This window comes from Cellulomonas sp. NTE-D12, from assembly GCF_027923705.1.
Lineage (GTDB): Bacteria > Actinomycetota > Actinomycetes > Actinomycetales > Cellulomonadaceae > Cellulomonas.
In genome coordinates this window covers 2206201-2229417 of record NZ_AP026442.1, presented here as the reverse complement: position 1 = coordinate 2229417, position 23217 = coordinate 2206201, and the positions used below count along the sequence as shown (strand labels likewise).

18 protein-coding genes are annotated in these 23217 nt (G+C 74.1%); 15 read left to right on the top strand and 3 right to left on the bottom strand.

Annotated features, from left to right (window positions below):
- Positions 1–24: 24 nt before the first annotated feature.
- From QMF98_RS10290 to QMF98_RS10280, 3 genes are read left to right on the top strand one after another with little or no spacing between them, the layout of a single operon-like run.
- On the top strand, positions 25–456 hold the full coding sequence (locus QMF98_RS10290) for an SAV_6107 family HEPN domain-containing protein (RefSeq protein WP_291758595.1): 432 nt from the start codon (positions 25–27) through the stop codon (positions 454–456).
- Positions 453–1718 carry a DNA polymerase IV gene (gene dinB, locus QMF98_RS10285; protein WP_337972966.1) on the top strand — a complete coding sequence of 422 codons (1266 nt, stop codon included), beginning with the start codon at positions 453–455 and terminating at the stop codon, positions 1716–1718. Before QMF98_RS10290 ends, dinB begins: the two co-directional genes overlap by 4 nt.
- A gap of 42 nt (positions 1719–1760) precedes the next feature.
- On the top strand, positions 1761–2153 hold the full coding sequence (locus QMF98_RS10280) for an SCO2097 family morphological protein (protein ID WP_337972965.1): 393 nt from the start codon (positions 1761–1763) through the stop codon (positions 2151–2153).
- Here QMF98_RS10280 and QMF98_RS10275 read toward each other — a convergent pair.
- The 3 genes from QMF98_RS10275 to QMF98_RS10265 are packed head-to-tail and all read right to left on the bottom strand — an operon-like array spanning position 2098 to position 6613.
- Positions 2098–4353, bottom strand: a complete 2256-nt coding sequence (locus tag QMF98_RS10275; RefSeq protein WP_337972964.1) for a transglutaminase TgpA family protein — start codon at positions 4351–4353, stop codon at positions 2098–2100. The two genes, QMF98_RS10280 and QMF98_RS10275, sit on opposite strands and share 56 nt — an antisense overlap.
- A complete protein-coding gene (locus QMF98_RS10270; RefSeq protein WP_337972963.1) occupies positions 4350–5609 on the bottom strand; it encodes a DUF58 domain-containing protein in 1260 nt (419 codons plus the stop codon). Before QMF98_RS10270 ends, QMF98_RS10275 begins: the two co-directional genes overlap by 4 nt.
- On the bottom strand, positions 5609–6613 hold the full coding sequence (locus tag QMF98_RS10265) for an AAA family ATPase (RefSeq protein WP_337972962.1): 1005 nt from the start codon (positions 6611–6613) through the stop codon (positions 5609–5611). Before QMF98_RS10265 ends, QMF98_RS10270 begins: the two co-directional genes overlap by 1 nt.
- A gap of 422 nt (positions 6614–7035) precedes the next feature.
- Between QMF98_RS10265 and mraZ the strand changes: the two genes are divergently transcribed.
- The 12 genes from mraZ to ftsZ all read left to right on the top strand — a co-directional run bounded on the left by mraZ (position 7036) and on the right by ftsZ (position 23217).
- Positions 7036–7482 (top strand): division/cell wall cluster transcriptional repressor MraZ, encoded by a 447-nt coding sequence (gene mraZ / locus QMF98_RS10260; protein ID WP_337975604.1) that lies wholly within the window; start codon positions 7036–7038, stop codon positions 7480–7482.
- A 329-nt stretch (positions 7483–7811) separates the two neighbouring features.
- Positions 7812–8828, top strand: a complete 1017-nt coding sequence (gene rsmH, locus QMF98_RS10255; RefSeq protein ID WP_337972961.1) for a 16S rRNA (cytosine(1402)-N(4))-methyltransferase RsmH — start codon at positions 7812–7814, stop codon at positions 8826–8828.
- Positions 8825–9232, top strand: a complete 408-nt coding sequence (ftsL, locus tag QMF98_RS10250; protein ID WP_263732312.1) for a cell division protein FtsL — start codon at positions 8825–8827, stop codon at positions 9230–9232. The genes rsmH and ftsL overlap by 4 nt, the downstream gene beginning before the upstream one ends.
- Before the next feature lie 98 nt (positions 9233–9330).
- The gene (locus QMF98_RS10245) at positions 9331–11157 is read left to right on the top strand and encodes a peptidoglycan D,D-transpeptidase FtsI family protein (protein WP_337972960.1); all 1827 of its coding nucleotides are present in this window, start codon (positions 9331–9333) and stop codon (positions 11155–11157) included.
- Between the two features lie 35 nt (positions 11158–11192).
- Entirely contained in the window at positions 11193–12794 is a 1602-nt protein-coding gene (locus tag QMF98_RS10240) for a UDP-N-acetylmuramoyl-L-alanyl-D-glutamate--2,6-diaminopimelate ligase (RefSeq protein ID WP_337972959.1), read from the top strand.
- Positions 12791–14236 (top strand): UDP-N-acetylmuramoyl-tripeptide--D-alanyl-D-alanine ligase, encoded by a 1446-nt coding sequence (locus QMF98_RS10235; RefSeq protein WP_337972958.1) that lies wholly within the window; start codon positions 12791–12793, stop codon positions 14234–14236. Before QMF98_RS10240 ends, QMF98_RS10235 begins: the two co-directional genes overlap by 4 nt.
- The gene (gene mraY / locus QMF98_RS10230; protein WP_337972957.1) at positions 14233–15315 is read left to right on the top strand and encodes a phospho-N-acetylmuramoyl-pentapeptide-transferase; all 1083 of its coding nucleotides are present in this window, start codon (positions 14233–14235) and stop codon (positions 15313–15315) included. Before QMF98_RS10235 ends, mraY begins: the two co-directional genes overlap by 4 nt.
- 12 nt (positions 15316–15327) lie before the next feature.
- Entirely contained in the window at positions 15328–16821 is a 1494-nt protein-coding gene (murD, locus tag QMF98_RS10225; protein ID WP_490715605.1) for a UDP-N-acetylmuramoyl-L-alanine--D-glutamate ligase, read from the top strand.
- Between the two features lie 5 nt (positions 16822–16826).
- Complete coding sequence (ftsW, locus tag QMF98_RS10220) at positions 16827–18065, top strand: putative lipid II flippase FtsW (protein ID WP_337972956.1); 1239 nt, start codon at positions 16827–16829, stop codon at positions 18063–18065.
- Positions 18058–20703 carry a UDP-N-acetylmuramate--L-alanine ligase gene (gene murC / locus QMF98_RS10215; protein WP_337972955.1) on the top strand — a complete coding sequence of 882 codons (2646 nt, stop codon included), beginning with the start codon at positions 18058–18060 and terminating at the stop codon, positions 20701–20703. The genes ftsW and murC overlap by 8 nt, the downstream gene beginning before the upstream one ends.
- A gap of 149 nt (positions 20704–20852) precedes the next feature.
- A complete protein-coding gene (locus QMF98_RS10210) occupies positions 20853–21755 on the top strand; it encodes a cell division protein FtsQ/DivIB (protein WP_337972954.1) in 903 nt (300 codons plus the stop codon).
- A gap of 208 nt (positions 21756–21963) precedes the next feature.
- On the top strand, positions 21964–23217 hold the full coding sequence (ftsZ, locus tag QMF98_RS10205; RefSeq protein WP_337972953.1) for a cell division protein FtsZ: 1254 nt from the start codon (positions 21964–21966) through the stop codon (positions 23215–23217).

Genomic DNA, 23217 nt, shown 5'->3' with positions numbered 1-23217 from the left:
ATGATGAGGGCGGGAGGTGCGGCGATGAGAGCGACGAGTCCGAGGTCGGTGACCACAGGCGGTGCCCCGGTTCCGTCGCGCGTCCGTCAGCTGCTCGCCCGCGCCGACGCTGAGCTCGTGGCGGCTCAGTTCTCCGCCGAGCCGTGGGAGCAGCTGTCCCACGCGCACCTCGCGGCCGTGCGGGCCGCGGCGGCCGTCGTCGCGGCCGAGGGCGCACCGGCTGGGCGCTCGGCGCCTCGCACGGTGTGGGGCCAGCTCGGCTCCGTCGCGCCGTCGTTGAGCCGGTGGGGGGCGGTCTTCGCGGACGCGGCGCCGCTGCGGGCGGCGGTCGAGGCGGGTCGGTTCGACCTCGTCACCGGTGCTCGTGCCGAGCAGGCGCTCGTCGAGGCGGAGGACTTCGTCGACGTGGTGCGGACGTATCTCGACGGCGAGGCCCATGCCGCGAGGGCCTCATGAGTCGCGGTCCCCGGTCCGCCGCGGCCAAGCGGGACTGGGGCAGCGAGGAGGACGGGTGCACCATCCTCCACGTCGACATGGATGCGTTCTTCGCCTCCGTCGAGCTTGCGCGTCGACCACAGCTGCGCGGGCTGCCCGTGATCGTGGGCGGTGCCCAGCGAGGGGTCGTGCTGGCCGCGACCTACGAGGCGCGGGCGTTCGGCGTCCACTCCGCGATGCCGATGTCCACGGCTCTGCGCATGTGCCCGCAGGCCGTCGTCGTCCCGCCCGACCACCACGCGTACCACGAGGTGTCCGAGGGCGTGATGTCGGTGCTCCGCGACGTGACCGCGCTCGTGGAGCAGGTGAGCGTCGACGAGGCGTTCCTCGACGTGGCCGGTGCGCGGCGTCGCATCGGACCACCCACGGCGATCGCGGCGCTGATCCGCACCCGGGTGCGGGAGCGCTACGGCATCACGTGCTCCGTCGGCATCGCGTCGACCAAGTTCGTCGCCAAGCTCGCGTCCGGCCACGCCAAGCCCGACGGGGTTCTCCTCGTGCCCCGGGCGGCGACCGTGGACTTCCTGCGGATCCTTCCCGTCGGCGCGCTGTGGGGCGTCGGCGAGCGGACGGAGGCGGCGCTGGCCCGGTGGGGCATCAGGACGGTCGCCGAGCTGGCGGACAGCGAGGTGGACACCGTGCGACGGGCGGTCGGCAAGGTGGCGGGTGAGCACCTCTACGACCTCGCGTGGGGCCGGGACCCTCGTCCGGTGCAGCCGGGCCGCGAGGAGAAGTCGATCGGCGCCGAGGAGACGTTCGTCGCGGACGTGTCCGACCTCGCCGTGGTGCAGACCAAGGTCCTGGAGCTGGCGGACCGGTGCGCGGCCCGGCTGCGCAGGCACGGAATGGTCGCGCGCACCGTCGCGATCAAGGTGCGGACCTCCGACTTCCGGACGCTGAGCCGTGCCCGGACGCTCACCACGCCCACCGACGTCGGCCGCGAGATCTACCTGGCGGCACGCGCCCTGCTCGCCGGCGTCGACCTCGGCGGTCTTCCGGTCCGGCTGGTCGGCGTCCGTGCGGAAGGGCTCTCACCTGCCGCCACGACCGTCCGTCAGCCGACTCTCGAGGAGGCCGCGGCGCAGACCTCGGGGCGTCGAGATGCCGAGCGGGCCATGGACGCCGTTCGTTCCCGTTTCGGCACCCAGGCCATCCGGACGGGCTCGGCCGAGGCGGCGCCCGCTCGCTCGACTACCACCTTCGTGCCGGTCGATCTATCCTGAGGCGACCAGAGGCCGTGGTCCATCGGTGCATCGGAGGTCGCCATGCCACTCTCCGAGTACGAGCAGCGAGTGCTCGAGCAGATGGAGCGCCAGCTCGCTTCAGATGATCCGCGTCTGGCGAACACCCTCACCCAGCGCCGACGCCGTCCCGTGGTGCGGTTCGTCCTCACGGGCACGGGCGCCGTGGTCGGGCTGCTGCTGCTGGTCCTCGGTGCGGCGAACTCGAAGCCGTGGCTCGGGGCGATCGGCTTCGTGCTGATGTTCGCCTCGGTCGCACTCGCCTTCGCGATGCCCCGGCGGTCAGCCGGCCCTCAGGGAGTGGTGGGCACGGACGGCAAGGTGCACCGGCCGGTGCGGAAGTCCGTCTCGAAGCAGGGCTTCATGGCCCGGCTGGAGGCCCGCTGGGAGCGGCGGCGCGACCAAGGCGGTCGCTGACCAGCTCGTCGACCCCGCGGAGGGTCTCGCCGATCCAGTGATGGAGCTGGCTCGACGTCCGTGGGCTCTGGGCAGGTGCGTAGCGCTCGTCCTCGACCGTCCGCGCAAGCTCGGTGAGGCTCTCCAACGCAGCGCCCTGGAGCTCGCGCCCGGTCAGCTCCAGCAGCGTGTCCTGGACCGCGCGGACGCAACCCCGTGGGGTGGTCGAGTCGGCCCACGTGATGTGCCGCTTCGCGAGGCGGCGCCGTAGCGTGTGCCACGCCCGTTCGGCGTTGAGCTCCGGAGGGCGCCGGAGGCGCCGCCACACGAGCAGCGCAGCGGCGGCGGCGAGCAGGACCAGTCCCATCGTGACCGCCGTCGGCACCCAGCTGCCGTGGACGGTGGTGGTCACCGTCTGGTGCGGCGCCGGCGCCGGGGCGCCGGTCGCGCCACCGGTCGCGGCCTGGCCGGCGCGGCCGAGGTCGTTGGGACCCTGCGCACCGGGGCCGGTCGAGCGGACGTACGGGTCGCTCCAGGCCGGGGGTGCACCCGTCTGGACGGCCGGTGTCGGCTCGAACCGGACCCATCCGTAGCCCGCGAAGTACAGCTCGGGCCAGGCGTGCGCCTGCTTGCCGGTGACCACGTACTCGCCGTCGTTGCCGGTCTGCGTCCCCGGCAGGAAGCCGACGGCGACGCGTGCCGGGATGCCGAGGATGCGCGCCATCAGCGTCATCGCCGAGGAGAACTGGACGCAGTAGCCCCGCCGGGACTGCAGGAAGTCCCACACGGCGTCCTGGGACGTCGCCGGAGGCACTTTGGTGTCGTAGGTGAAGTTCGCCCCGGAGCGGAAGTACTGCTGCAGCGCCATCGCCTTGTCGTAGGCCGTCGTGGCGTTCCCGACGATCTGGTCGGCGCGCGCCGTGATGTCCGCGAGGTGCTGGGTGGCAGGCACCTGCAGGTAGTTCTCGCTGCCCGACGGCGCACCGGCACCGGCGGCGATGAGCTGGTCGGCGCTGAGGTCCTGCACCTCGACCTGCATCGAGTACGTCTGACCCGCGGCGGTGGCCTGGGTCCCGACGACCTCGTCGCGCTGCGGGTCGTACCGCCAGGTGCCGTCGACCGCCACCGTGCGCGGGAAGGTGGTGATGGGCAGGCGGGTCTCGCGCAGGGACTCGAGCCGGACCTGCACGTCGAGCTCCCTGGCGGGGTCCGGGGTCGCGGAGTCGGTGCCGAGCCACGACCCGCCGTCGAACGGGAACACCGGGCCGTCGCCGGCTCGGGACCACTGGCGACCGTCGAACGAGCTGAGCGTGAAGGCACGCAGGGGACCGATCGACAACGGCACCGCGGACGTCGCGGCCGGGCTGGGTCCGGAGCCGTCCTGCGGTGCAGGGCGGGACACCGTGTAGCGGAGCACCACCTGGCTGGACCGGGAGCCGAGGCTGTCGCGCAGGTCCAGGTTGCTCGAGAGGACCAGCGGACCACTCGGACCGTCGCCGAGGGTCGGCAGCCGCACGCTCGACCAGCCGGGGAACGCCGCGACGGCAGGCGCCGCGACGAGCGCGAGCACCACCGCCCCGGCCGCGGCGGCGAAGGCCGTGCTCGAGCGACGGACCAGGTCGGCCTGCGGACCTCCGGGTGCCGTGGTCAGCGCCAGCAGCATCAGGTACGCCAGGCCCGTCCAGAAGACGGCCCAGCCGGACGCCGGGTAGCCGAGCACCACGGCGGGCACCCACAGGGCGCTCAGGGGGAGCGCCACGAGCGCGGGCGCGCCGGCTCCGAGCGCGAGCGCGTCGACGAGCAGCAGCACCGCCGCCGCGCCAGCGACGACCAGCACCTCTGCCGACCGGTTCGACGGCATCGGCACCAACGAGCCCTGGATCAGGGCGACACCTTCGCCTGCCAGCGCCCACGTGCGCCGCACGGCGTCCGGCGTCGGCAGCACCTGGGTACCCCCGGGCGGTGCGCCGTACCGCACGACGAGGCCGGCGAAGGCGACGACGGCGCCGACGACCGTCGGCACCCAGGGGGAGCCCGTGAGCGAGCGGACGGCGGCGATGACCGCCGCCAGGAGGATCACCGCGACGCAGGCGACCGCCGGCCAGCGGCCCGGCTGGATGAGCCGACCGAGGGCCACCAGAGCTGCGCACGTGGCCAGCGCGCAGAGGGCCGACGAGAGCCAGCCTCGAGTGTTTCCCTCGACGCGGTCGGCGGTCGTCACGCCGCGCTCCCGAGCAGGCGTCGCCAGCAGACCATCAGGTCCTCACCGACCGTCGCGCGACCGACCCGCCAGCCGGCGCGCTGCAGTGCCCGGACCGTGTGCTCGGCACCGGCGGCCTCGGCCGGGTTCCGGCCGTCCGTCCGCACCACGGCCCAGCTGTGCGAGGAGCTGCTGGCGTGCACCAGCGCCGCTCGAGCGCGTGCCGACAGCGGTCCGAGCACGGCGAGGACCATCTCCGCGCCACCCTCGGCCGTCTCGAGCAGCCGCACCCCGTCGAGCAGACGCTGCTCCGCCTCCGCGTCGGTGCGGGGCCCCACCAGGTCGATCGTCCGGTTCAGCAGCGTGGCACGCGCCTGCGGACCGCTGCGGGAGTGCACGAACTCGGGGATCTCCGACACGTCGTCGCCGGTGGTCGGCTCGAGGCCGACGAGGCGCACCGGGTGCCCGCCCTCGAGCATCGCCAGCGCCATCGAGGCGGCCAACGAGATGGACCACTCGAGCGTCTTGGACCGGACGGGCTGGTCGAGCAGCACGCTGACCGGCCTCATGCCTGCCCGTTCGTCCGAGCGCACCAGCAGGGCCCCGCGCCGTGCGCTGCTGCGCCAGTGCACGCGTCGCAGGTCGTCGCCCTCCCGGTAGTCGCGCAGGGCCGCGTCGTCGGGCGACGGGGTGCGCGCCCCGAGGGTCACGCGATCCGGCTCGTCGACCAGGACGTCGCTCGGCGGCGGCAGCGCGACGACCTCCGGCCAGACGTCCACGTCGGCCGCCCCACCCAGGGTCGCGGGGGAGCGCACCACGCCGAAGGGGTCACCGTGGGTCACGACGAGGGGGCCGATCGGCCATCGGCCGCGTCGGGTCGCCCGCACGGGGTAGCGCACGGTCACCCGCCCGGGAGAGCGGGTCACCCTCGCCCGCAACGGGCGGCCGCCGGACAGCTCCGTCGCAGCCTGCTCGGCGAACCGGAGGCCGGCGAGCCGCACGCGGGCCCCGGAGTCCGGCGCGAGCACGTCCACCTGCACGTCGGCGTCCTCACCGACGTGCACCGGGTTCGGCTCGACGGACCGACGCACCTCGATCCGGTGCCGTCCGCGCCCCGGGACGGTGACGGCCACGCCGACCTCGGCACCAGCGACCAGGACCAGGGCGACGACGCCGATGCGCACCAGGTCGACCGCGCCCAGGAGGGCGCCGAGCACCATGGCGAGCAGGCCGCCCGCGACGAGCGCCCAGCCCCGGACGGTCGGCCGCGGGACCATCAGCCTGCCGCGCGACGCACCCGGGCCGAGGTGGCGGCCGGTGCGGGCAGCGGCGTCCGCTCGACGACGTCCTCGACGATCCGCGCGGTGGTGCGCCCGGACAGGCGCGACTCCGTGCTCGGGAGCAGGCGGTGCGCCAGGACCGGTACCGCGAGCTGCTGCACGTCGTCCGGGAGCACGTGGTCCCGACCGGCCATGGCGGCCACCGCCTTGGCGGCACGGAGCAGCTGGATGGCAGCGCGCGGCGAGGCGCCGAGCCGAAGGCCTGGGTCGTCCCGCGTCGCCCCGACCAGGTCGACCACGTAACGCTTCACCGCGGCGGAGGCGTACAGGCGCCGGACCACCTCGATCATCGCGGCGACGTGCTCGGCGTCGGTGGCCGGACGCAGCTCGTCGATCGGGTCGGACCGCTCCTGGATGTCGAGCATCTCGAGCTCCGACTCGACACTCGGGTAACCGACCGCGAGGCGCGCCATGAAGCGGTCCCGCTGTGCCTCGGGGAGCGGGTACGTCCCCTCCATCTCCACGGGGTTCTGGGTCGCGACGACGAGGAAGGGCCGGGGCAGCGGGTACGAGCGACCGTCGACGGTCGCCTGCGCTTCCTGCATGCACTCCAGCAGCGCCGACTGCGTCTTGGGGGAGGCGCGGTTGATCTCGTCGCCGATCACGACGTGGGCGAAGACCGGACCCGGGCGGAACTCGAACTCGTGCGTCTGGGTCCGGTAGATGTTCACGCCGGTCAGGTCGCTCGGCAGCAGGTCCGGGGTGAACTGGATCCGGCCCACCGTGCAGTCGATCGACCGGGCGATCGCCTTGGCCAGGGTGGTCTTGCCCACCCCCGGCACGTCTTCCAGGAGCAGGTGGCCCTCTGCCAGGAGGACCGCCAGGCTGACTCGGACCAGGTCCGGGCGTCCGGTGATGACCGACTCGATCCCTGCGCGCATCCGGCCCGTGACGTGGACGACGTCGTCCAGCTGCGACCCGGATGGCACGTCGGTCGTCATCGCTCCTCCTCGCAGGGCAGGTGGGCTGAGCCTACGTGCGGTGCCACCGATCCCGCAGCGCGTCGGCCGGCGCACTTGCCCGCCCCACTTCCCTCCACCTGAGCGGGTGCGCCCGACGTGCGTGGCGCGCAGGCCACGTCCCCACGTCGCAGACGGCGTAGCGCCGAGCGCGTGGGGCGGCGAGACCGCCGCGGTGCGGGTCGGCGCGGTCGTCGTCGCCCGACCGAGCGATCTCCGCCGCGTGGCGCCCTCCACTTTCCACCACCGCGACTGACCTGCGAATTCGCCCGCCAGGAGGGGTGAAAAAGCCGTCGCCTACCCGGCTCGGTGGAGGGAAGTGGAGTAGCGTGGTGCGCGGTGGTGAGGTCGGGAGTGCTCGGGCGAGGGGAGGCGTGGTGTCCGAGGAGCCGTTCGGCGGGGTCCTGGGCTCCGTCGCGCCGTTCCTGGGCACGTACACACCCCGGCTGGACGACAAGGGGCGGCTGATCCTGCCCGCCAAGTTCCGCGCCCGGTTGGCCCCGGGTCTGGTGCTGACCCGGGGTCAGGAGCGCTGCCTGTTCCTGCTGCCGCTGGACGAGTTCCGCCGGATGCACGAGCACGCCCAGGCCGCCCCGGTCACCAGCAAGCAGGCCCGTGACTACCTGCGTGTGCTGCTGTCGGGGGCGAGCGACGAGCTCCCGGACAAGCAGGGCCGCATCTCCATCCCGCCGGTGCTGCGCAAGTACGCCGGCCTCGACCGCGACGTCGCCGTGATCGGCGCCGGCAACCGCGTCGAGCTCTGGGACCTGCAGGCGTGGGAGACGTACCTGGCCGAGCAGGAGGCGCAGTACGCCGAGACCGCCGAGGAGGTGTTCCCGCAAGGCATCTGACCGTCACCTCGTCCGCACCACCGCAGTCCGCACCACCGCAGTCCGCACCACCGCAGTCCGCACCACCGCAGTCCGCACCACCGCAGTCCGCACCACCGCACGAAGCCCGCAGCTCCACCCGACCGCCCGGCGAGACCTCCTCCCGTCCGTGCTGACGCACTTCCCCGGCGCCAGCACAGCCGGTGGGGGATCTGGTCGGACGGTGGAGGGCCTCCGACCAGCAACGACTCGCAGCACCAGCACCGAGAGCACACCGACAGGCAGTACCCCGAGAGCTCGCGCCGGACGCCCGGCCCGGAACCCGACCAGGACCAGGAGAGGAGAGCGCCGTGGAGCAGCCGACCGACGACACCGCAGCCCGGCACGTCCCCGTCCTCCTGGCCCGCTGCCTCGAGCTGCTCGCGCCGGCGCTCGGCAACCCGGGCGCCGTGATGGTGGACTCCACGCTCGGCATGGGCGGTCACACCGAGGGTGTGCTTCGTGCGTTCCCGCAGGCGCGGGTCGTGGGTCTGGACCGGGACCCGCAGGCGCTCGAGCTGGCCAGCCGGCGGCTGGCTCCCTTCGGCGACCGCTTCACGGCGGTCCACGCGGTCTACGACGAGGTGCGGGCGGTGCTCGACGGCCTCGGCATCGACCTGGTGCAGGGCGTCCTGATGGACCTCGGCGTCTCGTCGCTGCAGCTCGACGAGGCCGAACGGGGCTTCTCCTACGCCCACGACGCTCCGCTGGACATGCGCATGGACCCGAGCACCGGACCGACGGCGGCGGACGTGCTGGCGACCTACGACGAGCAGCAGCTGGTCCGCGTGCTGCGCACCTACGGCGAGGAGCGGTTCGCGCCGCGCATCGCCCGCGCGGTGGTGCGCGAGCGCAGCCGGCGGCCGTTGACGCGCACCAGCGAGCTGGTGGACGTCGTGCGCGCCTCGATCCCGGCCGCGGCCCGGGCGCAGGGCGGCCATCCCGCCAAGCGCACGTTCCAGGCCCTGCGCATCGAGGTGAACGGCGAGCTGGACGCCCTGGCCCGTGCGCTGCCCGCCTCCGTCGAGGCGCTCGCCGTCGGAGGGCGCATCGTCGTCGAGGCGTACCAGTCGCTCGAGGACAAGCTGGTCAAGCGGGAGCTCGCCGTCGGTGCCAACTCGAGCGCGCCGGCCGGGCTACCGGTGGAGCCGGCCGACCACGCGCCGTACCTGCGGCTGCTGACCCGGGGTGCCGAGCTCGCCGGCCCGGACGAGGTGGCCACGAACCCCCGCGCCCAGTCCGTCCGGCTGCGCGCCGCGGAACGCCTGCGAGCCACGCCGACACACCTGCTACCGGGCCGCACGTCCTCGAGAGGAGCCGCCGCATGAGCGCATCGCCGTTGCGGGCGGGCACGCCCGTCTCCCTGGCACCCCGTCCCGCGCCGGCCGCACGCCCTCGGCTGCGCGTGGTCCGGGCGCCGCAGCAGGCGCGCACCCGCGTGCCGTTCGTCTTCCTCTGCATGGCGATCCTCGGTGCGGCGCTGCTGTCCGCCCTGCTGCTCAACACGTCGATGGCGGGTGGCGCGTTCGAGCGCTCGTCGCTGACCAGCCGCCTCGGTCGCCTGCAGCAGGACCAGCTCGACCTCGTCGCGCAGCTCGACGCACGGTCCGCGCCGGCCAGCCTGGCCCAGGCGGCGCGCGGCATCGGGATGGTGCCGGCCAACGGCACGGGCTGGCTGCGGCTGTCCGACGGCTCCGTCCAGGGCGCGCCGGCGCCGGCTGCGGCGGGATGAGCACGCCGACGCGCACGCCGGCGTCGTCACGCGGTGCCGGTCGTCCGGTCCCGCGCGGCGCGACCGGACGTCAGCCTCGCCGTGGCACCGTGGCGGGCATGGCGAGGACCGCGGCCCGAACCCCGGCCGGTCGGCGCGTGGTCGGTGAGGCGGCGCGGCTGCTGCAGGTGCCGACCCAGCGCGGCCCCCGGCCGGTGCGCGAGGCAGGCCCGCGTGGCCGCGTCACCGCGCTCGTCGTCGTCCTGGTCCTGGTCCTCGCGACGTTCGCCGGGCGGCTGGTGTGGGTCCAGGGCATCGCCGGTCCGGCGATCGCCAAGGTGGCCCTGGAGAAGCGCCTGTCGTCCGTGACGGTGCTCGGGCAGCGTGGTCAGATCACCGACGCCGCGGGTGTGCCTCTCGCCACCTCCGTCGAGCGCTACGACATCTCCGTCAACCAGCGCACGATCGCGAAGTACCGCAGCACGGGTGGGACTGGGGCGCCCGACGGCGCCGCCGGCGTCGCGGCGCGCCTCGCCCCGGTGCTGGGCGTGAACCCGGCCGAGCTGGGCGGTGAGCTGGCGGGCAGCTCGACGTTCCGGTACGTGGCCAAGGGTGTGCTCCCGGAGGTCGCCCGGTCCGTGCAGGCCCTGCGGATCGACGGCGTGATGGTGGAGAAGGTCGCCGACCGGGTGTATCCCAAGGGGACGCTGGCGGGGAACATCGTCGGGTTCGTCAACGCCGACGGGAAGGGCCTGCAGGGCCTCGAGGCGACCCTCAACAGCCGGCTCACCGGCACCGCCGGTTCGGAGACGTACGAGCGTGGCGCAGGGGGGCAGGCGATCCCGGGCGGGTACTCGACCGGTTCTCCCGCCAAGGCGGGCGACTCCGCGCGGCTGACCATCTTGTCCGACCTGCAGTGGAAGGCCCAGGCGGCCGCCGATGCGCAGAAGGCGGCCACGGGGGCGGACACCATCGAGATCGTCGTCGAGGACGCCACGACCGGAGCGCTCCTCGCGCTCGCCGACTCGGGCTCGATCGACCCCAACAAGCCCGGGGCAGCGGCCGGCGGCGCCCTCTCGCGAGCGGTGTCCGACGTCTTCGAACCCGGTTCCACCGGCAAGGTGATCACCATGTCCGGGCTGCTGGAGAGCGGCCTCGCGACACCGACGTCCCAGTTCTCGGTGCCGTACCAGTACACGGCGCCGAACGGGCAGAGCTTCACGGACTCCCACCCGCACCCGACCGAGCAGTGGACCACCACGGGCATCCTGGCCGAGTCCTCCAACTCGGGGACCGTGATGGTCGGCCAGCAGCTGTCCAAGGACCAGCGCTACGACTTCATGCGCAGGTTCGGGCTGGGCAGCCCGACGGGCATCGAGCTGCCGGGCGAGTCGGCGGGCATCCTGCACCCGGCCAACCAGTGGGACGGCCGGACCCAGTACACGGTGCTCTTCGGCCAGGGTGTTGCCGTGACCGCCATCCAGGCGACGAACGTCTACGCGACGATCGCGAACAAGGGCGTGCGGCCGCAGCCCCACCTGATCGACGGGTGGACCTCGGCGGACGGCACGTACACGCCCGTCACCACGGCAGCGCCGCAGCGGGCGGTCTCGGAGCAGACCGCGCAGACCGTGCTGACCATGCTCGAGAGCGTCGTCGACGACGGGACCGGCGCGGCCGCCTCGATCCCGGGCTACCGCGTCGCCGGCAAGACGGGAACCGCCCAGGACATGCAGTCCAACGGCATCACCGCGTCCTTCATCGGCGTCGTCCCGGCGGACGCTCCGCGCCTGGTGGTCGGCGTCTTCGTGCACAACCCGAAGACCGACATCTACGGCGGCACGATCGCCGCGCCGGTGTTCAGCGACGTCGCGGGGTTCGCGCTGTCCGAGCTCGGCGTGGCGCCGTCGGGGACCAAGGCCTCCTTGTTCCCGACGACCTGGTGAGCGGGCCGACGAGAGCGGCCGGGTAGATTCTCCCCATGACCTCCCCCCAGGGACGGATGCGTCCGCTCAGTCCCCCGGCCCGTCGGGTGGACGACCTGGTCGAGGCGTTCGCCCTGGTGGCGGAGGGTGTTCCGGTCGCCGGGAAAGTCATCAGCGGGGTCAGCATGGCCAGCGGCGACGTGCAGCCGGGCGACCTCTTCGTCGCCGTCCCCGGGTTCACCGTCCACGGCGCGCGGTATGCCGCGCAGGCCGTCGACGCGGGCGCCGTCGCGGTGCTGACCGACGACGCGGGGCTGGCGGCAGCCGTCGCCGCCGGTGTGGCGGCACGGGTTCCCGTGCTCGTCGCGGCCGATCCGCGTGGCCTTGCGGGCCCGGTGGCCGCGTGGGTCCACGGAGACCCTGGCGCGGGACTGGTCACCGTCGGGGTCACCGGGACCAACGGCAAGACGACCACCACGTACTTCGTCGACGCGGCGCTGCGCGCCGTGCACGCCGTCACGGCCGTTCTCGGCACGGTCGAGCTGCGGATCGGGGACGAGGCGATCGAGAGCCCCCGCACGACGGTCGAGGCGCCGGTCCTGCACGCGATCCTCGCGCTGGCGGCGGAACGGGGCGCGACGGCGATGAGCACCGAGGTCTCGTCGCACGCGCTCGCACTGGGCCGCGTCCGCGGTCTGGTCTTCGACGTGGTGGGCTTCACCAACCTGCAGCGCGACCACCTCGACTTCCACGGCGACATGGAGACGTACTTCGCCGACAAGTCGCGGCTGTTCGCGACCGACCAGGCGCGACGCGGCGTGGTCGTGGTCGACGACGAGTGGGGCCGGCGCCTGGCCGCCTCCGCACCGATCCCGGTGCAGACGGTCGCGACCCACGTCGGGGACCCGGTGGGCGAGACGGCCGACTGGGCGGTGGTCGAGGCGCAGATAGGGCTCGACGGCGTCGGCTCGAGCTTCGTGCTCCGAGGGCCCGACGGCGCGAGGCACCAGGCCGCCAGCCCGCTGCCGGGACTGGTGAACGTCTCCAACGCCGCGACGGCGGTGGTGCTGGCGCACACGGCGGGCGTGCCGTTGCCGACCGCGATCGAGGCGGTCGCGCACGCGCACGAGATCCCCGGCCGGATGGAGCGCGTGATCGAGCGCGGCGGCGGCTTCCCGCTGGCGCTGGTGGACTACGCCCACACGCCGGACGCGCTGGTGCTGGCGTTGGAGGCCGTCCGGCCGATCACGCCGGGGCGCCTGGTGATCGTGCTCGGGTCCGACGGCGACCGGGACCGCGGCAAGCGGCCGATGATGGGCGAGATCGCGGCGCGGCTGGCGGACGTCGTCGTCGTGACCGACGAGAACCCGCGTTCGGAGGACCCGGCGTCGATCCGGGCGGCCATCCTGGAGGGTGCCCGCGCGCAGCGACCCGATCTTGTGGACGTGCTCGAGGTGACGACCAGCCGTGCCGACGCCGTGCGGCGCGCCCTCGACCTGGCAGGCGACGAGGACACGGTGATCATCACGGGCAAGGGGCACGAGCCGACTCAGGAGGTCGCGGGGGTGTTCCACCGCTACAACGACCGAGACGTGCTGACCGCCGTCCGGGACGAGCGGCTCGCCGCGGCCGGTGCGGCATCCGGGCTGCACGCGTGATCGCCCTCACGGCGGCCGAGGTCGCGGCCGCGACGGGAGGCGTGCTGTCCGGGGTGCACCCGGGGACCGTCGTCAGCGGTCCGGTGGTGTCGGACTCGCGTGAGGTGCTCCCGGGTGCGCTCTTCGTCGCGCTGCCCGGCGAGCACGTCGACGGGCACGCGTTCGCGGCGCGGGCGGTGGAGGCGGGCGCGGTGCTGGTGCTCGCGGCGCACGACGTGCCGCACCCGGCAGGAGGAACCCTGCCCGCCGTGCTGGTGGACGACGTGACGGTGGCGCTCGGCGCCCTGGCCCGTGAGGTGCTCGCCCGGCTGCGCGAGGCCGCGGCCGAGCCGGTCGGTGCAGCGCTGCAGGTCGTGGCCGTGACCGGGTCGGTCGGGAAGACGACGACGAAGGACCTGCTGGCGCAGCTGTTCGCGGCCGACGGGCCGACGGTCGCGCCGGTGCGCTCGTTCAACAACGAGATCGGCCTGCCGCTGACGGTGCTGCGTGCGGACGAGGCGACGACGCACCTGGTGCTCGAGATGGGCGCGTCCGGCATCGGGCACATCGAGTACCTCACGCAGATCGCGCCGCCGGACGTCTCCGTCGTGCTCGTCGTGGGCGCCGCCCACCTCGGCGAGTTCGGCGGTGTCGAGGCGACGGCTCGGGCCAAGTCCGAGCTGGTCCGCGGTCTTCGGTCCGACGGCGTCGCGGTGCTGAACGCCGACGACCACCGCGTGATGGCGATGGCGGAGCTCGCCCCCGGACCGGTGGTGACCTTCGGCACGTCGCCGGCCGCGCAGGTGCGCGCCACCGACGTGACGCTCGACCAGCGGGGGCGGGCGGCGTTCACGCTGGTCGACGCTCGCACCACGCGCGCCCCACGGTCGGCGTCCGTGCGGCTGCGGCTGGTGGGGGAGCACCACGTGCACAACGCGCTGGCGGCGGCCGCCACCGGGCTGGTCGGCGGGCTCGAGCTGGCCGACGTCGCCGCGGGGCTCTCGTCGGCGGACGCCCTGAGCCCCCACCGGATGCACGTGGTGGACCGTCCGGACGGCGTCACCGTGGTCGACGACTCCTACAACGCCAACCCGGACTCGATGCGCGCCGCGCTGAAGGCCCTCGCGCAGCTCGCCGGCCGCGACCGCCGCTCGGTGGCGGTCCTCGGCGAGATGCTCGAGCTCGGTGCCGAGGCGCGGCAGGCCCACGACGCGATCGGGCGGCTCGTCGTCCGGCTCAACATCGGGCTGACCGTGGTGGTCGGGGACGGTGCGCGAGCGATCCGCGACGGTGCGAACCACGAGGGCTCGTGGGGCGACGAGGTGGTGCTGGCGGACGACATCGACGCGGCCGAGCAGTTCCTCGCCCAGGAGCTGCGCGCCGGCGACGTCGTGCTGGTCAAGTCGTCGTACGGTGCCGGGCTCTGGCAGCTCGGCGACCGGCTGGTCGGAGCAGGCGAGTGAAGGCGGTCCTGATCTCCGGCGGCGTGTCCATGGTCGCCGCGCTGCTCGGCACGCCGCTGCTGATCCGGTTCCTGGTGCGCCGGCGCTACGGGCAGTTCATCCGGCAGGACGGTCCCACCGCGCACTTCACCAAGCGCGGCACGCCGACGATGGGCGGGGTCGTCATCATCGTCGCGACGATCGTGGGCTGGCTGGCCGGCCTGCTCCTCACCGGCACGGCGCCCTCGGCGTCGGCGATCCTCGTGCTGTTCCTCATGGCGGGGCTCGGCGTCGTCGGGTTCCTCGACGACTTCATCAAGATCTCCCGGCAGCGCAGTCTCGGGCTGTCACCGGCGGCGAAGATCGTCGGCCAGGGCGTGGTCGGGATCGCCTTCGCCGTCGCCGCGCTGCAGTTCCCCAACGCGCGGTTCCGGACGCCGGCCTCGACCCACATCTCGTTCGTGCGTGACACGGACCTGAACCTGGCGTTCGCGGGCGCGGCGATCGGTCTCGTCCTGTTCGTCGTCTGGGCGAACTTCCTGATCACGGCCTGGTCCAACGCGGTCAACCTGACCGACGGCCTCGACGGCCTCGCGACCGGCGTCTCGCTCATCGTCTTCGGCGCCTACGTGGTGGTGGGCGTGTGGCAGTTCAAGCAGTCCTGCCAGATCCTCGGCTCGGTGGGCCCGCGCTGCTACGAGACCCGGGACCCGCTCGCGCTCGCCGTGGTCGCCGCCGCGATCACGGGGGCGCTGTTCGGCTTCCTGTGGTGGAACGCGAGCCCCGCGCAGATCTTCATGGGCGACACCGGCTCCCTCGCCCTCGGCGGCGCGCTGGCGGGGTTCTCGATCCTCACACGCACCGAGATCCTCGCGGCGATCCTGGGTGGGATGTTCGTCGTGATCGTGATGTCGGACGTGGTCCAGATCGGCTTCTTCAAGGCGACCGGCAGACGTGTGCTGAAGATGGCGCCGCTGCACCACCACTTCGAGCTGTCGGGGTGGGGCGAGGTGACGATCGTGATCCGGTTCTGGATCATCGCCGGGCTGTTCGTGGCTCTCGGCGTGGGGCTGTTCTACGGGGAATGGGTGGCGGGGTAGGTGCGGACGTCGGTGGACGGCTCGGCGGACGGCGTGGACGGTCCGAGGGCAGCGTCACCGGGCACGCCGGACGTCACGTTGGCCGGTGCGCGGGTGCTGGTGGCGGGTCTCGGTCTGTCGGGGCGTGCCTCCGTGCAGGTGCTCGAGCGGCTCGGGGCGCAGGTGCGGACGTTCGACGACCGGCCCGGTAACGCGGACGAGCACGACGCGGACGACTTCCTGTCGCGCGACGGTCTCGCGGAGGTCGACCTCGTCGTGACCTCTCCGGGCCTGCAGCCGCGGCACCCCCTGCTCGCGGCTGCCGTCGAGCGCGGCGTACCGGTCTGGAGCGAGGTCGAGCTGGCCTGGCGGGTGCGCGTCGACCGTGCGGACGGCGCGGGGCCGGCGCCCTGGCTGGCCGTCACGGGCACCAACGGCAAGACGACGACGGTCGGGATGCTGGAGTCGATCCTGCGGGCCGCCGGTGAGCACGCGGTCGCCGCCGGCAACGTGGGCAACCCGCTGGTGCTCGCCGCGACCGACCCCGCCAACGACGTGCTGGCCGTCGAGCTGTCCAGCTTCCAGCTGCACTTCACCAGCAGCATGGCGGCGCAGGCGGCGGCCGTGCTCAACGTCGCGGCGGACCACCTCGACTGGCACGGCTCGATGGAGGCGTACGCGGCCGACAAGGGGCGCGTGCTCGACCGGGTGGAGCGGGCCTGCGTGTACTCGGCGGCCGATCCGGTGACGCGACGGCTGGTCGAGGAGGCGGACGTGGTCGACGGCGCCGTCGCCGTCGGGTTCACCCTCGGCGTGCCGTCGGTCGGTCAGGTCGGTGTGGTCGAGGACGTGCTGGTCGACCGGGGGTTCGCGCGGCTGCGGCACACGCACGCCCAGGAGCTGGCGACCCTGGACGACCTCGCGCAGCTGGCCGGTCCGGACGGGCAGGTGCCGCCGCACGTGGTGTCCAACGCCCTGGCGGCTGCCGCGCTGGCCCTGGCCCACGGCGTCGCGCCGGCCGACGTCCGTGACGGCCTGCGCGCCTTCGCACCGGGGGCGCACCGCATCGTGACCGTCGCGCAGCGCGGCTCGGTCGCCTGGATCGACGACTCGAAGGCGACGAACGCGCATGCCGCCGCCGCCTCCCTCGCGGCGTTCGGCGAGGCGAGCGTGGTGTGGATCGCCGGCGGGCTCGCGAAGGGCGCCACGTTCGACGAGCTCGTGCAGCAGCGCCGCGACCGGCTCCGCGCCGTCGTGCTGATCGGTGTGGACCGCGCACCGCTGCGGGACGCCCTGGCCCGACACGCGCCGCAGGTCCCGGTGGTCGAGGTGGTCGCCGGTGACACTGAACCGGTGATGACCCGTGCCGTGCAGACCGCCGAGCGGCTCGCCGCCCAGGCGCCCGCCGGTACCCCGGTGAACGTGCTGCTCGCCCCCGCGTGCGCGTCCATGGACCAGTTCACGTCCTACGCGGAGCGCGGCGACGCCTTCGCTGCCGCCGTCCGGGGCCTGTCCGGGCAGTCGTGAACCCCGTGGTCTCCGCCCAGGCGGACGCCGTCGCGGCGGACCCGGCGCGGCGTCGTTCCGCGCTCGGGCACTGGAACAGCGCCGTGACCAGCTACTACGTGCTGGCGGGGTCGTCGGCCCTGCTGCTGGTGATCGGCCTGGTGATGGTGCTGTCGAGCTCCAGCGTCGAGTCCCTGCAGAAGGGCAACTCGGCGTACGCGGTCTTCCTGGACCAGACCAAGTTCGCGCTGATCGGACTGCCGCTGATGCTGATCGCGTCGCGGCTGCCGGTGCGGGTGCTGCGCAAGCTGGCCTGGCCCGCGCTCGCCGCCGGCGTCGTGTTCCAGATGATGGTGTTCGTGCCCGGCCTCGGCTGCGGGGCGGGCGGCAACCAGAACTGGGTGTGCCTCCCGGGCTTCTCCGGTCAGCCGTCCGAGGCGCTGAAGCTGGCCCTCGCGCTGTGGCTCGGCGCGGTGCTCGCCCGCAAGCTGCCGCTGCTGCACCGCTGGCAGCACGCCCTGGTCCCCGTCATCCCGATCGGGGGCATCATCCCGATCGGGACGGTCCTGCTCGGCCAGGACCTGGGTACCGCGATGGTGCTGCTGCTTCTCCTGTTCGGTGCGATGTGGATCGCCGCGGTGCCGCGCCGGTACCTGGTGACGCTGATCGTCGGCGGCGTCGCGGCGGTCATCCCGCTGGTCACCCTCGGCCACAACCGCGTCGGCCGCATCCGGTCCTGGCTGTCCGGCAGCTGCGACGTGCAGAACGAGTGCTACCAGACGTTGCACGGCGGCTGGGGGCTCGCGAGCGGCGGCTGGGGCGGCCTCGGCCTGGGGGAGAGCCGCGAGAAGTGGTCGTACCTGCCGGCCGCGCACAACGACTTCATCTTCGCGATCATCGGTGAGGAGCTCGGCCTGATCGGCACCCTGCTGGTGCTGGCCCTGTTCGCGCTGCTCGCCTTCGCGATGGTCCGCGTGATCCGGCGGCACCCCGACCCGATGGCCCGCATCACCACGGGCGCGATCCTGTGCTGGATCGTCGGCCAGGCGATGATCAACATCGCCGTGGTGATCGGACTGCTGCCCGTGATCGGCGTCCCGCTGCCGCTCGTGTCCGCCGGAGGTTCAGCCCTGATCATGACGATGGCCGCGATCGGCGTGGTGCTGGCGTTCGCCCGCTCGGAACCGGGTGCCGCCGAGGCGCTCGCAGCCCGACCGTCGGTGGTGCGCCGGTCGCTGGCCGTCCTGGGGCGCGCGCGTGGCTGACGACCCGGGCTCGGTCCTGCTCGCCGGTGGCGGCACCGCGGGCCACGTCAACCCGCTGCTGGCGGTCGCCGACGCGCTGCGCGCCGCGCGTCCCGGCATCCGGATCACCGTGCTCGGCACCCGCGAGGGCCTCGAGTCGGACCTGGTGCCCGCCTACGGCCTGCCGCTCGCCATCGTCCCCCGTGTCCCGCTGCCGAGGCGCCCGAGCGGGGCGCTGCTGCACCTGCCCGCGCGGCTGCGCGCCGCGGTCGGAGCCGCCACGTCCGCGCTGGAGGACGCCGGGGCGCAGGTCGTCGTGGGTTTCGGCGGTTACGTCTCCACCCCGGCGTACCTCGCAGCGCGCCACCGGGGGCTGCCCGTCGTGGTGCACGAGCAGAACGCCCGGCCGGGCCTGGCGAACCGGCTCGGAGCCCGGTGGGCGCGTGCCGTCGCGGTGACGTTCCCGGGAACCGTGCTGCCCCACGCCCAGGTGACGGGCCTGCCCTTGCGCCCTGCGGTCGCCGCACTGCTGGACGAACGCGCGACCGACCCCGCAGCGGTCCGGCGGCGCGCGGCCGACGAGCTGGGCCTCGATCCCGACCTCCCGACGCTCCTGGTCACCGGGGGGTCGCTCGGCGCGCTCAGCATCAACCGTGCCGTCTCGGCGGCCGCGGGCGACCTGCTCGGTTCCGGCGTGCAGGTGCTGCACCTCACCGGCCGCGGCAAGGCCGACCCGGTCCGCCGGGCCACGGAGGACCTCCCCGGCGCGGAGCACTACCACGTGCTGGAGTACCTGTCCCGGATGGAGCTGGCGCTCGCGGTGGCGGACCTGGTGGTCGGCCGCGCGGGCGCGGGCACCGTGTGCGAGCTCGCTGCCCTCGGCATCCCGGCGGTGTATGTGCCGCTGCCGGTCGGCAACGGGGAGCAGCGCCTCAACGCCGCCTCGGTCGTCGCCGCCGGCGGTGGCCTCCTGGTGGACGACACGGCGCTGGACGCGTCGTGGCTGCGCGCCCATGCGCTGCCGCTGCTGGTCGGACCGGGCGCGGTGCGGCAGCGGGAGCAGATGGCGCGAGCGGCCGCGTCGGTGGGTGTCCGTGACGCGGCGCAGCGGGTGGCTCAGCTGGTGCTCGACCAGCTGCCGCCCGTCGCACGGCCGACCTCGCCGTCGGCGTCTCCGGAGCGCGGCGCCACCGGTACGGAGGAGCAGGGCGACGACGTGCCCTCTGTCGACTCCCTCGGCCGGGTGCACCTGATCGGCGTCGGCGGTGCGGGGATGTCCGCCGTCGCGGCGCTGCTGGCCGCCCGTGGCCTGGACGTCTCGGGCTCCGACGCCCAGGACGGCCCGGCGCTGCCCGGCCTGCGCGACGCGGGCGTCCGGGTCCACGTGGGGCACGACGCGTCGGCGGTCCGGGACGTCGACACGGTCGTGATCTCCTCCGCGGTACGGGAGACCAACCCGGAGCTGGCGGCCGCGCGTGCGGGCGGTCTGCGCGTCCTGCACCGGTCCCAGGCGCTGGCCGCCCTGATGGCCGGTCGGGACTCCGTCGCCGTGGCGGGTGCGCACGGGAAGACGACCACGTCGGCGATGGTGGCGACCGCGCTGCTGCACGCCGGGGCGGACCCGTCGTTCGCCATCGGCGGCACGGTGCTGACCGCGCAAGGACCGGTCGGTGGCGGCCGGCACGGCGACGGACCGTTCGTCGCCGAGGCGGACGAGTCCGACGGATCGTTCCTCGCCTACCGGCCGCTCGTCTCCGTGGTGACCAACGTCGAGCCGGACCACCTCGACCACTACGGGACCGGGGAGGCGTTCGAGGCCGCCTTCGCGGCGTTCGCGGACCGCATCCGTCCGGGCGGCCAGCTGGTGGCGTGCCTCGACGACCCCGGTGCGGCCCGCCTGGTGCGCACCGTCGGGGATCGCCTCGCCGCCCGCGGGGTCGAGGTGGTGACCTACGGTCGCTCGGCCGGTTCCGACGTGCAGGTAGGTCCCACCCGGGCCACGGCGCAGGGCTGGGAGACCGAGCTCGCCGCAGGCGCCGAGCGGGTCGTGGTGCGGCTCGCCGTCCCCGGCGCGCACAACGGTCTGAACGCCGCCGCCGCGTGGGCCGTGCTGCGCCGCCTGGGTCTCGACGCGGCCGCGGCCGCGGAGGCGCTGGGTGCCTTCCGGGGCACGGGACGGCGGTTCGAGGACCGGGGGACCGCAGGCGGGGTGCGGGTGGTCGACGACTACGCCCACCACCCGACGGAGATCGCCGCGCTGCTGGGCGCCGCGCGCCAGGTGGCCGGCGACGGCCGGGTCCTCGTGCTGTTCCAGCCGCACCTGTACTCCCGCACGCGGACGTTCGCCGACGAGTTCGCGCACGCGCTCGAGCTCGCCGACGCCGTGGTGGTCACCGACGTCTACGCCGCGCGCGAGGACCCCGAGCCCGGCGTGACGGGTGCCCTGATCACCGACCGCATGACCACGCCGGGTCGCGGCCGGTTCGTCGCCGGCAGGACCGAGGCGGCGTCCGCCGTCGCGGCCCTGGCACGTCCGGGCGACCTGGTGCTCACCGTCGGGGCGGGTGACGTGACGCAGCTGGCACCCGTGGTCCTCGCCGCCCTGGACGCCCGGCTGGGCGCGGGCCGAGCGGACCAGGGTGCTGCGGGGCCCGCCTGATGAGCCCGTCCCGCCCACCTGCACCGCGTACCCGGCCGCCGACCCCGAGCCGAACCACGCCACGGAGCACCGCGCGACCGGAGGGTGCGCGCTCGTCCGGCGGCGACACGAGCCGCGAACCGGTCCGCGAGCCGCCCGCCGAGACGGGCGTGCCACCGGCCGAACCCGTCGCCTCCACGCCATCGCCCGCGGCGAGCGGCCCGTCCCCGCTGCCGACCGCGCCGGCCGGGAGCCGGTACCAGACGGCCACCACGTACCAGGTGCGCCGGTTCGGAGGCCCGGTTCGCCCGCCGGTCGTCTCCACGCGCTCGGTGCAGCGCTTCGCCGAGCGGGCACGCGCGCGCCGCACGCTCGCGCGTCGGCAGATCGCCCTCACGGCGGCTGCCGTCCTGGTGGTCGGCGCACTCGCCTGGCTGCTGCTCTGGTCCCCGGTGCTGGCGCTGCGGCCCGCGGACGTGACCGTCGCCGGAGCGGGCACCGTCGTGGCCGTCGACCAGGTGCGGGCCGTCGTCGCGAAGGACAGCGGCGTCCCGCTGCCGCGCCTCGGGACCGTGGCGCTGCGGGACCGGCTGCTCCAGGTGCCGGGGGTCCGGGAGGCTCGCGTCACGCGCGACTGGCCGCACGGGCTCACCGTCCAGCTCGTCGCGCGGGAGCCCGTGGCGGCCGTCCCCGAGAAGCAGGCGCCGGCCGGTGCGGCGAAGCCGGGCTTCGCCCTTCTCGACGAGGAAGGCGTCCAGGTCGGCCGCGCCGATGCGGCGCCCGCCGGGCTGCCCGTCGTCGACGTGCCCGCCGACGACGCACGTACGCTGCAGGCCGTGCTCGGCGTGCTGCGCCAGCTGCCACCGGCACTCCTGGCCGAGGTCGCGGGCGTGGCGGCCCAGACCCAGGACACCGTGACGATGCACCTGCGCGACGGTGTCGAGGTGGACTGGGGCAGCTCCCAGGAGACGGCCCTGAAGATCGCGGTGCTCACCGCGCTCCGGGCGTCGCCGACGGCCAAGGGAGCGCACGTCTACGACGTGTCGGCGCCGCGCCTGCCGATCACGCGGTGAGAGAGCCGGTCAGGGATCACCCGCCGACACGCGCGGCGCGGTCGTTGATCGGGATGAGGTGCGGACCTAGCGTCACGCACTGACGACAGACCTGACATAACTCTAACCCTCAACTTGAGGGTGAAGGTTGAAGCGACGCTCCGCGTGTCGGAGCGGCGACCGCGGCCCGGCCGCGACCCGCACGACGCGAGAACGAGAGGCACCCACCGTGGCAGCTCCGCAGAACTACCTGGCGGTCATCAAGGTCGTCGGCATCGGCGGCGGCGGCGTCAACGCCGTGAACCGCATGATCGAGGTCGGTCTCAAGGGCGTCGAGTTCATCGCGATCAACACCGATGCGCAGGCCCTGCTCATGTCCGACGCGGACGTCAAGCTCGACGTCGGTCGCGAGCTGACTCGTGGGCTCGGCGCCGGCGCCGACCCGGAGGTCGGCAAGAAGGCCGCCGAGGACCACACCGAGGAGATCGAGGACGTCCTGCGCGGGGCGGACATGGTCTTCGTCACCGCGGGTGAGGGTGGCGGCACCGGCACCGGCGGTGCACCGGTCGTCGCGCGGATCGCCCGCTCGCTCGGCGCGCTCACCATCGGCGTCGTCACCCGGCCGTTCACCTTCGAGGGTCGGCGCCGCTCCAACCAGGCGGACTCCGGGATCGACGCCCTGCGCGCCGAGGTCGACACGCTGATCGTCATCCCCAACGACCGCCTGCTGTCGATCTCGGACCGCTCGGTCAGCGTCCTCGACGCCTTCCACTCCGCCGACCAGGTGCTCCTCTCGGGCGTGCAGGGCATCACCGACCTGATCACCACGCCCGGCCTGATCAACCTCGACTTCGCGGACGTGAAGTCGGTGATGCAGGGCGCCGGCTCCGCCTTGATGGGCATCGGCTTCGCCCGCGGCGAGGACCGTGCGGTGCAGGCCGCGGAGATGGCGATCTCGTCTCCGCTGCTCGAGGCGAGCATCGACGGCGCGCACGGCGTGCTGCTGTCGATCCAGGGCGGTTCGGACCTCGGTCTGTTCGAGATCAACGAGGCCGCGCGACTGGTGCAGGAGGCGGCGCACCCCGAGGCGAACATCATCTTCGGTGCCGTCATCGACGACGCGCTCGGCGACGAGGTGCGGGTCACGGTCATCGCGGCCGGCTTCGACGGCGGTTCGCCGCAGGTGCGACGGGACGCGCGGGCCCTCGGCCAGGTGAGCGGCGGCGGCCAGCAGGCCGCGGCGGCGCGTCCGACCGCCCTGCCGGGCGCTCACCAGACGCCGGTCGTCCCCGCGCCGCGGACCTACGTGCCCGAGCCTCTCGAGCCCGTCCAGGCGCCGGCCACCTCGCCGGTCCCTGCCTTCCTGTCGACCGAGGCGGAGCCCCGGCCGCTCACGGGTCCCCTCGAGGTGCCTCGGGTCTTCACCGAGGAGCCGCCTCGTCGCGAGACCGACGACCTGGACGTGCCGGACTTCCTCAAGTAG